General features: G+C 29.9%; 14 protein-coding genes. 7 read left to right on the plus strand and 7 right to left on the minus strand.

Annotated elements, in window-relative coordinates:
- Nucleotides 1-2: 2 nt before the first annotated feature.
- The 7 genes from pepE to CD56_RS04370 form a co-directional block, all read right to left on the minus strand.
- Entirely contained in the window at nt 3-824 is an 822-nt protein-coding gene (gene pepE, locus CD56_RS04340) for a dipeptidase PepE (RefSeq protein WP_047208299.1), read from the minus strand.
- A gap of 74 nt (nt 825-898) precedes the next feature.
- Complete coding sequence (locus tag CD56_RS04345) at nt 899-1564, minus strand: M48 family metallopeptidase (RefSeq protein WP_039618350.1); 666 nt, start codon at nt 1562-1564, stop codon at nt 899-901.
- Nucleotides 1540-2856 carry an MATE family efflux transporter gene (locus CD56_RS04350; protein ID WP_047208300.1) on the minus strand — a complete coding sequence of 439 codons (1317 nt, stop codon included), beginning with the start codon at nt 2854-2856 and terminating at the stop codon, nt 1540-1542. Before CD56_RS04350 ends, CD56_RS04345 begins: the two co-directional genes overlap by 25 nt.
- A 164-nt stretch (nt 2857-3020) precedes the next feature.
- A complete protein-coding gene (gene pstB / locus CD56_RS04355) occupies nt 3021-3761 on the minus strand; it encodes a phosphate ABC transporter ATP-binding protein PstB (protein WP_047208301.1) in 741 nt (246 codons plus the stop codon).
- Nucleotides 3758-4846 carry a phosphate ABC transporter permease PstA gene (pstA, locus tag CD56_RS04360; RefSeq protein ID WP_047208302.1) on the minus strand — a complete coding sequence of 363 codons (1089 nt, stop codon included), beginning with the start codon at nt 4844-4846 and terminating at the stop codon, nt 3758-3760. The genes pstB and pstA overlap by 4 nt, the downstream gene beginning before the upstream one ends.
- Nucleotides 4843-5757, minus strand: coding sequence for a phosphate ABC transporter permease subunit PstC (pstC, locus tag CD56_RS04365; RefSeq protein ID WP_047208303.1), 915 nt, complete (start codon nt 5755-5757; stop codon nt 4843-4845). Before pstC ends, pstA begins: the two co-directional genes overlap by 4 nt.
- Before the next feature lie 14 nt (nt 5758-5771).
- Nucleotides 5772-6755 (minus strand): substrate-binding domain-containing protein, encoded by a 984-nt coding sequence (locus tag CD56_RS04370; protein ID WP_047208304.1) that lies wholly within the window; start codon nt 6753-6755, stop codon nt 5772-5774.
- Between the two features lie 85 nt (nt 6756-6840).
- Between CD56_RS04370 and CD56_RS04375 the strand changes: the two genes are divergently transcribed.
- From CD56_RS04375 to CD56_RS04405, 7 genes are all read left to right on the plus strand, one after another.
- Nucleotides 6841-7500, plus strand: coding sequence for a response regulator transcription factor (locus tag CD56_RS04375; RefSeq protein WP_047208305.1), 660 nt, complete (start codon nt 6841-6843; stop codon nt 7498-7500).
- Between the two features lie 56 nt (nt 7501-7556).
- On the plus strand, nt 7557-8783 hold the full coding sequence (locus tag CD56_RS04380) for a sensor histidine kinase (protein WP_235375830.1): 1227 nt from the start codon (nt 7557-7559) through the stop codon (nt 8781-8783).
- Nucleotides 8784-8861: 78 nt separating this feature from the next.
- Entirely contained in the window at nt 8862-9356 is a 495-nt protein-coding gene (ftnA, locus tag CD56_RS04385) for a non-heme ferritin (protein ID WP_047208307.1), read from the plus strand.
- 106 nt (nt 9357-9462) lie between these two features.
- The gene (locus CD56_RS04390) at nt 9463-10098 is read left to right on the plus strand and encodes a S24 family peptidase (protein ID WP_047208308.1); all 636 of its coding nucleotides are present in this window, start codon (nt 9463-9465) and stop codon (nt 10096-10098) included.
- A gap of 167 nt (nt 10099-10265) precedes the next feature.
- Nucleotides 10266-12203, plus strand: coding sequence for a multiheme c-type cytochrome (locus CD56_RS04395; protein WP_080749657.1), 1938 nt, complete (start codon nt 10266-10268; stop codon nt 12201-12203).
- A 95-nt stretch (nt 12204-12298) separates the two neighbouring features.
- Complete coding sequence (locus CD56_RS04400) at nt 12299-14317, plus strand: rhodanese-like domain-containing protein (RefSeq protein WP_047208790.1); 2019 nt, start codon at nt 12299-12301, stop codon at nt 14315-14317.
- Between the two features lie 56 nt (nt 14318-14373).
- Nucleotides 14374-14973, plus strand: a complete 600-nt coding sequence (locus CD56_RS04405; protein ID WP_039628353.1) for a SoxW family protein — start codon at nt 14374-14376, stop codon at nt 14971-14973.
- Nucleotides 14974-14980 lie beyond the last annotated feature (7 nt).

Raw genomic sequence — 14980 nt, forward strand, 5'->3', positions numbered from 1 at the left:
TTTCAGTAGTTAAATTCAGAACCGATAGCGATTTTTTGAATTTCTTTTTTATTTTCAAGTTTTAAAAGTGGAGCATTTTTATCCATACCTAAAACTTTTGCTTTTTTGCCATCAAGTAATAACGCAACACCTTCTGGTAAAGCATAAACAACTACTTTAGGATTAACAATCAAAAACTCTTCAAGTCTTTCTTCACGGCTTTCACCATTGTGTCCTACTGGTTTGCCTGAGATAAAATGTGGGTTGATTTGATGAGGGAAGATATTAAAAGTATTGAATGATTTTGGTTCAACTATAGGCATATCATTAGTTGTCATCATAGTTGCACCTGCTACGTTTGAGCCTGCTGACCAACCAACATAAGGCACACCTTCACTTACTCTTTTTGCAATGAGTTCTACTAGGTTATTATTATAAAGTTGATTTACAAGTTCAAAAGTATTTCCGCCTCCTACAAAAATCGCATCAGCACTTTTAACAATATCAACAGCATTACCCCTATGTACACTAATTATTTGAAGTCCTAAACTTTCTAAAGCTTTAGCAACTTGTGCTTCATATTGCTCATAAGTTTTTCTAACACCTGCATAAGGTATAAAAGCTACTTTTTTACCTTTTAAGTTGTTTTTTTCAACAAATTCTTTAAGCCAAGGTAAAGCATGATTTAAATATCCAGTATCTTTATAACCTGAACTTGAGAGCAACAAAGCTTTTTGTTTATCTTTTGGGAAATTAACTACATCATTGGCATTTAAAGCTACCCCGCTAAAAAGCATAGCAGCTAAACCAATAGCACCTACTTTCAATAAACTTCTTCTTTTCATTGTTTCTCCTTTAAAGAAATATTTAAAAACTATTTATTTTAATAAATAATTATTTAAAATAAAATAAATTTTTATTAATAAATAAAACTTTTTAAAAGAGCTTCACATGCTTTATAATCAGGCATTAATTTATATAAAAAATCATAAAATTCTTTTTGATGATGTGGATAAATTAAATGTGTAAGTTCATGCAAAATCACATATTCTATAGCTTTTATAGGCTTTTGCATAAGTTTTAAATTTAAGTTTATGTATGCTTTTTGATGATTGCAAGAACCCCATCTTGAAATCATTTCCTTAATACAAATTCTTTGCACCTTTCTTTCAAAAGCAAATTCCCATTTTTTTATATAAAACTCAAAAATCACTCTAGCACTACGCCTTAAGAAAAGATCTAAGGCTTTTTGATTTTTTGCAAAGATTTTACCTTTTTTAATAAATACTTTTTTATAATTTTCATCAAAGACTAACTTGTATTTTCTACCTAAAAAATATAGCTCATCACTTGCTATAACTACCCTTTTTAAAGAAAGTTCTTTTTCTTTGGCTCTAATCCAACTTTCATTTTTTTCTAAAAATCTTAAAACATCTCTTTGCTCATAATATAGCGGTATGCTAAGCTTGAAATTTAAATCTCTATCTATCCTAAGTCTTAGATATTTAAGTTTTTTCTTTTCAAAAGCAAAACAAAATTCTTTAAATTCTAAAATTCCTTTTATACTAGAGCTTTGCCTTGCCATTTTTTACTTTTCCATCTATATGAATTTACAATACCACGTAAAAACTCATCCGCACAAAAACCTATCCAAACTCCTAAAATTCCAAGCCCAACATAAAAACAAAGCACATAACCAACCGGTAAAGAAACCCCAAGCATAAACACCACTCCACTTAAAAACGGAAACCTCGCATCACCACTTGCTCTTAGAGAATTCACCATGACTATATTAAAAGTTCTTGAAATTTCTAAAAAAATAGAAAGAGTAAAAAGTGGTATCATAAGCTCTTTTAAACTTTCCTCAAGTTTTACTACACCCATAGTAAAATCTTGCAAAACATAATTAAGTAAAGCCACAAAAGCACTTGCTACCACGCTAAAATACAAAGCTATCCAAGTATGTTTATAAGCTACATTTAAGTATTTTGCGCCAACTAATTTACCTATGATAATCTCATTTGCCACACTTATAGCTTGCCCTACTAACATAATAAGTAAAGAAATTTGAAAATAAATCGTTTGAACACTTAAGTTTTCTTTACCTAAACTTGCTACAAAAGCAAAAGCTATGGTGTATTGTATAAACCATATTAAATTTTCACCAGCAGCAAACCCACCGATATTTAAAATCTTTTTAAGTACAGTTTTTTCAAGGCTTACCATCTCTTTAATTTTAAGATAAATTTTAAGTTTAAAACTAAGTATTGCCACTAGCATACCAAAAGCTACTAAACGTCCTAATATATTGCTAAGCCCTACTCCAAAAAGCTCTAATTTGGTAAAATGTAACACATAAAAATTTCCTATAAATATCACAACATTCATCAATAAGGTTGTAAACATAACCCAATAAGCCATATTATACACCCTAATAATAGCGGCCAAAACTATACCCATAGCATCAAAAAACAAACAAATTCCAAGCATATGCAAGTAAATTTCACTGTCTTTTAAAAGTTCATTTGGAATTTGTAAAAGGTAAAGCAAAAACTCTCCATGCCATAAAATCAAACTTCCACACACAAGTCCGATTAAGCCATTTAAAAATAAACTTTGATGGATTACTTTTCTAGCTAAAGTATAATTTTTAGCTCCTAAAGCTTGAGCAATCACCACACTACAACCCACACTTAAAAAACTAAAAATAATAATAAATAAATCTGCTACTTGATTACCTGCACCCATAGCTCCAACTAAAAAATTAGAATACTGCGAAACCATAACGGTATTGATAATCAATGAAAAATATCTTAAAAACATTTCAAGTAGTATAGGCATACTAAGATGCTTGAGTGAAAGTTGTTTGCTGGCCATAAATACTCTTTTTGATAATAATTTTTGAAAGTAAAAGTAATTTTACTTAAAAATTGCTTTTTTAAAGATAAATATATTTTTAATTATACTGATTTTAAGAATAAACAAATATATTTTAGAAATTTTGATTAATTACATCATCAAAATTTCTAAATAAATAAAAATTACCCAAAAGCTCCGTTTAAATAAGCTTTTGTTTTTTCTTCTTTGGGATTTTCAAAAAATTCCCTACTCTCTCCAAATTCTACAAGTTCTCCTAAATAAAAAAACGCAGTATAATCAGCCACGCGCTTAGCTTGTTGCATGTTATGTGTTACCATGATCATGGAAAGATTATGACTTAATTCTTTGATAAGCTCTTCTATAACACTTGAAGATATAGGATCAAGTGCAGAAGTTGGTTCATCTAAAAGTAATAATTTTGGCTTTATAGCTAAAGCTCTTGCAATACAAAGGCGTTGTTGCTGACCACCTGAAAGTGCTAGAGCATTTTGTTTTAGTTTATCTTTAACCTCTTCAAAAAGACCAACCTTTTTAAGACAATCTTCCACTAATGCATCTTCTTCATCTTTGTTTTTGATCATCCCATGGAGTTTTGGAGCATAAGAAATATTATCATAAATACTTTTTACAAAAACATTAGGTTGTTGAAATACCATTCCAACTTTTTTTCTAAGCACAACTAAATCTTGATTTTTAACATCTTTTCCACCAATCTCAACAAGACCATCGATTTTTGCTATTTTATCATTCATCCTATTAAAACAACGCAAAAATGTGGATTTTCCACAGCCTGAAGCACCTATTAAAGCTGTTATTTTATTTTTTTGAATTTCCATATTAATATCAAATAAAGCTTGTTTTTTACCATAAAATAAATTTAAATTTGTTGTTTTTGCTATCATTTTAATTTTCCTTGAAAATATCTTCTTAAAAGTATTGCTGCTAAATTTAAAATCACCAAAAGAGATAAAAGCACTATAATCCCTGCTGCTGTTCTTTCTAAAAATGCACGCTCTGGCATAGCTGACCATGAAAAAATTTGAGCAGGCAAAACACTTGTTGGCGCAAAAATTGAGTTTGCTACATCAGGTATAAAAGCTATCATACCTATAATCATTAAAGGTGCAGTTTCGCCAATAGCCCCTGCTAAAGTTAAAATAGAACCTGTTAAAATCATAGGCATTGCCAAAGGCAGCATAATACCTTTTATCATTTGAATTTTAGTCATACCTAAAGCATATGCTGCATTTTTCATATTAATATCCACACTTTTTAAGGCAACTTTAGTTGATACAATAATAATAGGTAAACTCATAATAGCTAAAGTAAGTCCCCCGACTAAAGCACTAGAACGAGGCATGCCAAAAAGATTAATAAACACTCCAAGACCTAAAAGTCCAAATAAAATACTAGGAATACTAGCTAAATTATTTATACATACTTCTATAAAATGCGTAAATACATTTTGCGGAGCAAATTCTTCTAAATAAATAGCCGCTCCAACTCCTATCGGGATACTCACAGCCATACATACTAACATCACAAGCAAAGTTCCAACCACAGAAGCAAAGATTCCTGAATTTTCAGGTGATTTAGAGTCTCCATTAAGGAAAAAATTCGTATTAAAACTTAGCTTAATTTCTTGTTTTTGAACTAATTCATCAACTAAAGCCTTTTGTTCATCACTTAATTTATTGTAGTTTTTTTTCATATATTGATCAACTTCAGAATTTGCTAAAAGCCAAGATTTTTCTTTGATTTGACCTGTTCTTATTTTCCTTTGTTCAGCGCGCGATAAAAGCTCATACGAAGGGCTATTTCTATCAGTATGGGCATAAATATAAGTTTGCTTAAAAGCTCCTATCCCAAGATACCCCACACTTGATAAAAAAATACAAAGAAAAATAAGGTTTACATAAAGTCCCATTTTACAGAATCTTTTGAAATTTTTTGAAGCTTTTTTTCTTTGTTTAAAAAGTTTTTTCATAAATTTTTCCTTTTATGGAAGCGATTTATCAAATAAACGCTAAAAATATTAATGATTAATGTAATAATAAAAAGCACAAGCCCTAAAGAAAATGCACTTAAAGCTAAAGAACTATCAAAAGCTTGATCACCGCTTAATGCTTCTACTATTTTTACAGTCACTGTTGTCATATCTTCTAAAAAATTCATAGTTAAATTTGGACGCAATGAAGCAGCCATAACAACAATCATTGTTTCACCTAAAGCTCTTGAAAGTCCTAAAAGACAAGCTGCAACTATACCTGGCATTGCTTCTGGTAAAATTACTGCAAAAACGACTTCTTTTTTAGTCATACCTAAAGCATAAGCTCCATTGATTCTTTTTAAACTTACAGCTTCAATGCAATCTTGTGAGAGTGAAGCCACTATAGGAACTATCATAATACCCATGATAAAACCTGCACCTAAAGCACTTTGAAAACTAGCTTCTATGCCAAAGAGAGAGAAAAACCATACTATAAAAGGAGCTACAACTATGGCTGCGAAAAATCCAAAAACTACAGTAGGAATTCCTGCTATGATTTCTAAAATAGGCTTTAAATAGTTTTTAGATTTTTTACCTGCAAATACTCCAAGATAAATGGCACACATTACACCTAAAGGTAAGGCTGTTAGCATTGCTATTAATGAAATATAAAAAGTTCCCCAAAATAAACTCAAAGCACCAAAAACCCCATGCTTGCTACTTCCATCAGCACCTACAAATGCAGCATCTGCTGCCCACTGACTTGAAAATAAAAAAGTAAATACACTTTCTTTTTGAAAAAATTTTAATGCTTCAATTAAAATAGTTAGCATAATAGCAAAGCTTACTACTACGCTAACAAAAGCACAAAGAAAAAGCGTTAATTTTATTATTTTTTCTTTTATCAATTTTTCATCCTAAATCAAAAAACTTTCCCTGCTCTAACAAGCTCATCAGTTAATAAACCTTTTTCTTCTATATGTTTTTGGGTTTGTTTTAAAGTTTTTTCATCCAAAGGAACTAATCCTATTTTTTCTAATTCTGCTCCGCTTTTAGCTAAATCATCACTCATGTAAATTTTTGCAAATTCAAATACTTCTGGATTTTTCTTAGCATTCATATATATAAACAAAGAACGAGCTAGTTTATATTTTCCTTCAGATATATTTTTCTCATCAGCTTTTACACCATCAATGTAAGCAGCATTAATCTTATCATCATTGCTAGCTAAAAATCCGTATCCAAAAAGCCCAAAAGCTTCTTTATCAACAGAAAGTTTTGAAACAATTAAATTATCATTTTCGCCACTTGGTATAAATACTCCATCTTGACGTATAGTTTTATATACACCTTTGTATTCTGGAATTTTTTTAGAAATATCTACCATTACAAGCTCTTCTATACTATCTCTTGTTCCTGAACTTGATGGAGGACCATAGATTGTAATTTTTCTATTTGGTAAATTTTTATTGATTTGTTGCCAATTTGTGTAAGGATTTGGGACTAATTTTCCATCTTGTGGAATTTCTTTAGCCAAAGCTAAAAATAACTCATGTAAGCTTATATTTAATGGAGCATTGATTTTATTTTGAGCTAAAACTATGCCATCATAACCTATCATAATACCGACTATATCACTCACACCTGATTTTTTACAAGCTTCAAATTCACTTGGCTTGATTGCTCTTGAAGCATTAGAAATATCAGTAATACCCTCACAAAACACTTTAAAACCACCACCTGTACCAAGACTTTCAACTATAGGTGTTTTTGTATTTCTTATAACAGCATATTCTTCAGCAACAAAAGAAGTAAAAGGATAGACAGTAGATGAACCTGCTATTTTTAATTCTGCTGCGTTTAAACTAACAAAGCAAGCTACACTTAAAGCTAAAAGTTTTTTCATTTTATCTCCTTAGTTAAAAAGTAATGAAAATTTAAAAAAACTTGGAAACATTTTGGATACATATATTTTTTGATATAATTTTTATATGTTAAATATTATTTTGATAGAAGATGATAAAGACTTAAACGAATTAATCACACTAAGACTTAGTCAAGAAAATATAAAAATTTATAATTATTTTGATTTTTTTGACTTAGAAACCTTTCTAGATACAAATGAAATAGACTTAATCATCATGGATAGAAATTTACCAAGTGGCGATAGTGTAGAGATGATAAAACAATTAAGAAAAAAAGGTTATATGGAGCCTGTGATTTTTCTTAGTGCAAAGACTTTACAAAAAGATATTTTAGAAGGTTTTGAGCAAGGCTGTGATGATTATATATGTAAACCCTTTGATTTTAATGAGCTTTTATTTAGAATCAAAGCCGTAACTAAAAGAAATAAAGCTCCAAAAGAACAAATTTCTTATCAAGATTTTACCTTATATATAGAAGAGAGAAAATTAACCTATAAAACAAATACATTTGAAAATTTATCAACCCTAGATGCAGAACTACTCAAGTGTTTTTTTAATCACAAAAATCAACTTCTAAGCCGTCAATTTTTAAGTGAGCAAGTATGGAAAAATGACACAACAAGTGATAAGACAATCAATACGGCTATTTTAAGATTAAAACAAAAAATTCCACAAATTAAAGAAAATATCATTTCAGTGCGCTCGGTGGGCTATAAATTGTGCTAAAAATAAAAACATTTTTCCTTTTTACACTTGGATTTTTTTGTATTGCTTTTTTTATATTGTTTTATTTTTTCAATGAAAGCTATATCAATACTACGGTAAAAAATACTTATGAGCAAAAACTAAAAACACTCAATGATGTTTTACAATTTCAGTTATTAGATACACTAAATTCCAATAACATCAAGCAATTTGCTCAAAATACCAGAGCGGATTTTATCATTAAACAAAATAATGATATTTTTTCATCATTAAAAGATTATTCTTATTTTCTAAATCATTTTAAGTCTAATTTTACTCATGATTTTTATAAGCAAAAAGAAATTTATTTTAAAGCTTATACTTATAAAAACTATCAATACATCATCATTGTATATCCTAAAATACACTCTTTGGTGCAAAATTTTTGGATTAAAAATATTATTATTTTTTCTTTCTTTTTACTTGTACTTGTTGTGTTTTATTTTGTTGTATTTAATTTTTTCAAAAATTATTTTCAAGAATTATTATTGTTTGTTAAAAGTATCAAATCAAACACTAATTTTATTTTAAAATATAATTTTGTTTATGAATTAAAAAATTTAAATTTACGCTTATTGAAAATTAAAAAATTACTCATCAAGCAAGAATTAAAAAACAAAAAACAAGCAAAGAAAATTCAAACCAAAAACACCCAACTAAGTAATGTAATCAGCGCTATATCACATGAGCTTAAAAACCCTATAAGCGTTATAGATTTAAGCTTGCAATCTTTAAAAGAAACCAATGATGAAAATATGAAATTATTTTTACTTGAAAAAATTCACAAACAAAGCGTAAAAATCAACCAACTAACACACAAACTCAATTTTGTTTTTAATCTTAATTTTGATTCTTTAAATTTAGAAAAATTCGACCTATATGCTTTAAGTAAAAATTTGTTAGAAAGTTTTAGAGATGATAGGTTGAAAATTCAAGGCCAAACAAGCTTTATCAAAGCGGATAAATTTCTCATAGAACAAGTCATGATTAATCTAATAGATAATGCCTTAAAATACAGCAAAAAGGAAGTGTTAATCATTGTAGAAAATCAAAATTTTACTATCATAGATCAAGGTGTAGGCATAGAAGAAAAACATCTTAAATTTATAACAAAAAAATTCTACAAAGCAAACTCAACACAAAATAACTCTTTTGGATTAGGATTGTTTTTAGTTAAAAAAATACTTTCTTTACACAAAAGTTCTTTAAAAATTCAATCTAGCCCACAAAAAGGTAGTGTTTTTTCTTTTAATATTAATTTATAATTTATAAATACGCTTATTAATGTATTTTTAATGTAGTTCTAACTAATATAATAAAAAAATAATTCACAAGGAGAAAAAATGCTTTCAAAAGAAGTAGTGGCTTTATTAAATGAACAAATCAATAAAGAAATGTATGCGGCAAATTTGTATTTGAGTATGAGTTCATGGTGCTATGAGCATAGCTTTGATGGCGCTGGAGCGTTTTTGTTTGAGCATGCAAGAGAAGAAAGTGATCATGCAAGAAAACTCATCACTTATTTAAATGAAACTGATTCTAAAGTAGAATTAAAAGAAGTTAAAAAACCTGATAGTGAATTTAAATCATTGCTTGATGTGTTTGAAAAAACTTTTGAGCATGAGCAAAGCATTACTGCTTCTATTAACAATCTTGTAGATTTTATGCTTTCAAGTAAAGATTATTCTACTTTTAATTTCTTGCAATGGTATGTAAGCGAACAACACGAAGAAGAAGCGCTTTTTAGAGGTATAGTAGATAAAATCAAACTCATAAGCGATAATGGCAATGGCTTATACATGGTAGATCAATACATCAAAAACTTAATCAATAAATAATTTTTTAGCTTCCATAAATTTGGAAGCTAAATATCTTTTAATTTAAAAGAATTCTTGCAAAATAAAAGTAAATTTGCTAAAATACTTTTTATTTAAAAGGATTTTTATGCAAATGAACGAAATTACTGATAAACTTAAATTTATACTCCAAAAAGAAGGCATAAAAAACGCCAAAGATTCTGATGTAGCTAAAATGCTAAATATTAATCCTGATACCTTTTATAGTATGAAATTTAGAAATTCCATACCTTATAAACAAATACTTCATTTTTTAAATGAAAGAAATATCAATATTAATGCATTTTTTTATGAAGATTCTCTTGAGAGCAATACTCCAGCACTTGATTTAAACTATAATGTTTTAAAATATTATGATGTTAATGCTTCTATGGGAGGTGGAGCTTTAAATGATAATGTGAGTTTTTCAGAAGTGATTATAGATGAAAAACTAAGTGATTTTTTTGGCTCTAAAGATTGTGATATCATCCCATGTATAGGCGATAGCATGGAACCTGAAATCAAAGATGATTCTTTGTGCTTAATAGATAAAAGTAAAAGCTTTAAAGAAGGCGGGGTTTTTGCGGTAAATACTCGAGATGGTTTGTTTATCAAACAAATTTTTAAAAGTAATAAAGGTGGAGTTTATCTACACTCTTTTAATCTAAGTTATGCAGATGTTCATTATCAAAATGGTGATTTTTTAATCGTGGGTAAGGTAGTGGGAACTATAAGTAGAATTTAACACTTTCAAGAAACTTCTTTTTTTAATATTTATATTAATAAATAATTAATTAAAGTGTAAATTTAAGTTATTTTTTATTAAAAAATAGTCAAAATTATACTTTAATAGTTAATAGATAATAAATAAGAGTATTTTTATCTTTTAACAAACTACATGAAAGGGAAGTTATGAAACACAAATTAGCTAAGGTTGCTACCTATGCCTGTTTAGCTTTAGGCATAAGTTTGAGTTCGCAAGCTTTTGCTTCTTCAGAGCCTAGAACCCTTGATGGATATGTAGCTCAAGAAGATGCATTTTTTGACTATCTTTACAAACACCACCCTATTTTTAAATATGAAAAAGAAGGGCGTTTGGTGGGTAAATTTACCCATAGTGATAGAACTGAAAACTGGGTTTTAAATCAAAATGGAGCTAAATTTGCTGCTGAGCATGATTTAAAACAAGCTTCTATTACTTATCGTTTGCCTTATGAGTCTTTTTTGGATTTTCCAAACAAATTTGTAGGTCCAAAAAAATGCGGTGAGTGTCACCCTGCACAATATGCCTCTTGGGAGCGTTCTCGTCATGCAAAAACCGTGCGTTTTCCGCATGAAATGGAAGAAGTTGGTGGAGCTGATGGTTTGAAAAAACCTATGTATAATTCTCAAGCTACTATTTTACCTGATGGAATTTATCCAAATGATGTTTATGCTCTCATTGGAACACCAAGAACAAAATATGGTTTTATAGATAGATGGCTTGTGCGTGGAACCTACCATGTTGAAGATGGAAATTTGAGTGATTTAAGTGGTAAATTAACCGCTGGAGGTAATCAATTCTCAAGACTTTGGAGTGAGTTTTTAACCCCTGAAATGGCACAAAAAATAGCTGCATTTGCACCTGGTTTTCCTACTAAAATGGAAGATTTTGGAGGAAATGGCTCTCAAGTATGGGGAACAAACTCTTATGCTGCAACCTATAAAGAAAAAGCTGTTTTCCAACCTGCTACTGCATATTGTGAAACCTGTCATACTTTTAAATTTGACTTTAAAAGTAAGGAAGAATTTTATAAAGCACTGGGCAATCCAAAAGAACTTCAAAAACATACCATCTCAAAAGGTATTACTTGCGAGGAATGCCATGGGGCTGGAGCACATCTTTATGGAGCAAGAGGTGCGGGTATGCCATCAAATTGTGAAAGATGTCATCAAAGATTTTCATATAATGAAACCGATGCTAAAATCAATCCTAGAAAACCTTTCAACGCATATTTTAAATCAAGTTGTCCTGCGTGTGGAACAGAAGGTGCTCAAATGTATTCTTCAGCACACTATGATAAGGGTATGAGATGTAATACTTGTCATGATCCACATGAAGTAACTTTTAATGATTGGAAAAGCGGTTATACTAAAACAAAACTTAAAAAAACTTGTAAAGACTGTCATGAAACTCAAGCAAGCTTTTTCAAAAAAGGCGGAATTCATGCAAAAGATAATTGTACAGCTTGTCACATGCCAAATATGATGAGTTGTGAAAACTTTGGAGCGGTTCAAAACCCTGATAAAGGCGGGTTTGATAATGTTAGAGCTTCACATATTTGGAATATCAAAGTAGATAAAACAGCAAAAACACTTAACCCACCAGAAGGCAAAGAAAGATCACCTAAAGTTGGTGGTTGGACTATAGCTAGAGATGATGAAGGTAGATTTTTCCTTGATTTAATGTGGAGTTGTGGTAGAACTAGTTTTAGTGATATTAATCTAATGGGCCCTGGCGCAAGTGGTTGTCATAGTCCTGTGCAATCAACCTTACCTGAAAAACTTCACTTTAGCAATCAAGAAATGATTTATGATAAGGTAATGGAGTGGCAAAACCCTGTTAAAGAAGGCTATGAGAAAATTAGAAAAGGCATAGCAAATATTGATAAAACTTTTGCTGAAAAAACCAAACTTTCAGTAGAGCAAAAATCAAAAGTACTAAGCCTAACAAATCAAGCTCAAGCCATAGCTGATAGACTAGAAAAAGATGGTTCTTGGGGTGTTCATGGACCTGCTTATTCTAAGAAAATCATAGAAGAAGCTTTAATTTATATCCAAGAAGCACAAAATATCCTAAATGGTAAATAAAAACAAAGGAAGAATAAAAAATTCTTCCTTCAAATAAGGAGCTAGTCTTGAAAAATTTAATCACTCGACTTTTTATTGTCCTTTTTACTCTTTTTATGCCATCAGGATTTATTTTTGCTGAGGCTAATGGAGAAATAGGCTCAATAGAAGGTGTAAAAAGTATTAGCTTAGCGCAAGCTCAAGAAATGCTAGATCAAAACAATACTTATTTTTTTGATGTCAATTCAGAGCAAGATAGACAAGCTAATGGATATATACCTAATTCCATATCAACCTATGTGGAAAATTGGCAAAATTTACTACCTAATGATAAAAATGCAAATTTAGTATTTTATGGTTTAAATCGTTTTAGATTTGAAGCTTCTCAAGCTGCCGCAGTTGCTATAGAACTTGGCTATAAGAACTCTGTTGTAATGCTTGATGGCATTGAATCATGGGTAACTTCAGGTAGAAAAGTTGAAAAAATAGATACAGTTAAATGGGAAAAAGCTAAAGAAATTATCGAGTTTAAAGATACTATTCACTCAAGATTTAAATTTAGCAATACCCCATCTTGTCGTGATTGTCATGCTCAAAAAGGTAAAGGCATTAGAGTTGATATTGCAGCAAGTAAAAACTTAATCAATCAAAAATGCGCAACTTGCCATGAAAAAGCAAGTAATGCTTTAGCAAAGAGTGCTCATGGGGTGCAAGAGTTCTTACCTGCTCAAGATACACAAAAGAAAAAAGAAAAACCATCTTGTGCGACTTGTCACTCTGTTCATATCACTCCAAAACATTCAGGAATTTATTCACAAAAACAATTAGTCGATCAAAAGTGCGCACAATGCCATAAACAAAAAAGCACAACTTTTCATATGACTTTCCATGGTAAAGGTATGGTATTAAGCACACCAGGTGAAACTCCAAGTGTTGCTACTTGTTCTGATTGTCATGGTAAACACAATATATTAAAATCAAGCGAAAGAAACTCAACCCTCTCGCCAATAAACCGTGTTCAAACTTGTAAATCATGTCATCCAAATGCAAATGAAAATTTCGTAAATTGGATGGCGCATGCTGATCATAGCGATGGTGAAAAATATCCTGGGTTACATGGTGCTTATATATTCATGACTATTTTGGTGATTTCTGTATTTGTTTTCTTTGGAGCCCATACTATACTTTGGTGCTTGCGTTTAATTACTATGCGTATAAAATATCCTAAAGAATGGAAAGAAGCAAGAAAAGCAGCGCATGAAGATAAAGTAAGAGTAAGAAGATTTAGTACTTTCCATAGAATTCAACATTTCTTTATGGCAGCTAGCTTTTTGGGTCTTGCTTTCTCAGGCTTACCACAAAAATTCTATGATTCAGCGTGGGCTAAACCTATGATTGATTTAATGGGTGGAGATATCATTAATGCAGCAACCATACATCATATTTCAGCTATAGTAATGTTTGCAGTATTTTTCTCTCACATTGGAGAAATCATCATTGTAAATTGGAAACGCCGTGATGTAGCAAGAGATCCAATCACTGGTAAAATAAGCTTTATGAAAGTTTTAAAAGCTACTTTTGGTCCTGATTCTTTAATGCCAAATTGGCAAGATTTTAAAGATATGAAAGATCATTTTAAATGGTTTTTTGGTTTTGGACCAAGACCGCAATTTGACCGCTGGACTTATTGGGAAAAATTTGATTATTTAGCAGTATTTTGGGGTATGTTTATCATTGGTATTTCAGGGCTTATTTTATGGTTTCCTGCTTTCTTTGGTAAATTTTTACCAGGTGAAGCAATCAACTTAGCAACCCTACTTCACTCTGATGAAGCTTTACTTGCTACAGGATTTATTTTTGCAATTCACTTCTTTAATACACATTTTAGAGCAGATCGCTTCCCTATGGATATGGTGATTTTCTCAGGAAGTATTAGTGAAGAAGAGATTAAACAAGAAAGAAGCGTATGGTATAAACGCTTAAAAGAAAGTGGAAAATTAAGCACGTTATATGAAAATAAAAGTAACTTCAAAGCATATCAATGGCTAGCTAAACTTGCAGGTTTTGCAATGCTAATCACTGGTTTGGTATTTTTATTTTTAATGCTTTATACTTTCTTTAACACTATCTTATAACCTTATTCGCTATAATAGCGAATAAGGACTTTTCCTAACTTTTTCAAGGATTTTAAATGTTTAAAACAATACTCACACTTAGTTTTTTAAGTATTTTTTTTATAGCTTGTTCTAATGAAGAAAAACTTGATTCTAATTTAATCTCAAGTGGCACACAATTTTCTAAAGAAAATTTGCAAAAAGCAAATGATTTAGATAAAAAATCTTATGAAGAAATAGCTCATTTATTTAAAGATAATGCAAATATAAAAAGTGATGATAAAAACATTTTAATCATTTTCAGCGCAAATCATTGCCTTTATTGTGATAAATTAAAAGAAGAAATTAAGAATGATAAAAAAATACAAGAACTTATAAAAGAAAAATACAGCTCATATTATATAAATATAAGCTATAAAAAAATTCATACATTTTATAAAAATCACAAAAGCGACTTAAGTACAGCCGAACTTTCTAGTATTTATGATATAGTAGCCACCCCTACTATTGTAATTTTAAACAAAAACAGCCAAACTTTGCTAAATTATCCTGGTTTTATTAGCGCAAAAAGATTAAGCGCTACAATGGAGTTTTTAAACCAAAAAGAAAATCAAAATTTAGACGAAGCAACCATAGCACAAAAACTTATACATTTTTATAAAGAAAATAATATTTAAAGGTTAA

It is taken from the genome of Campylobacter lari, assembly GCF_001017575.1.
Lineage (GTDB): Bacteria > Campylobacterota > Campylobacteria > Campylobacterales > Campylobacteraceae > Campylobacter_D > Campylobacter_D lari_C.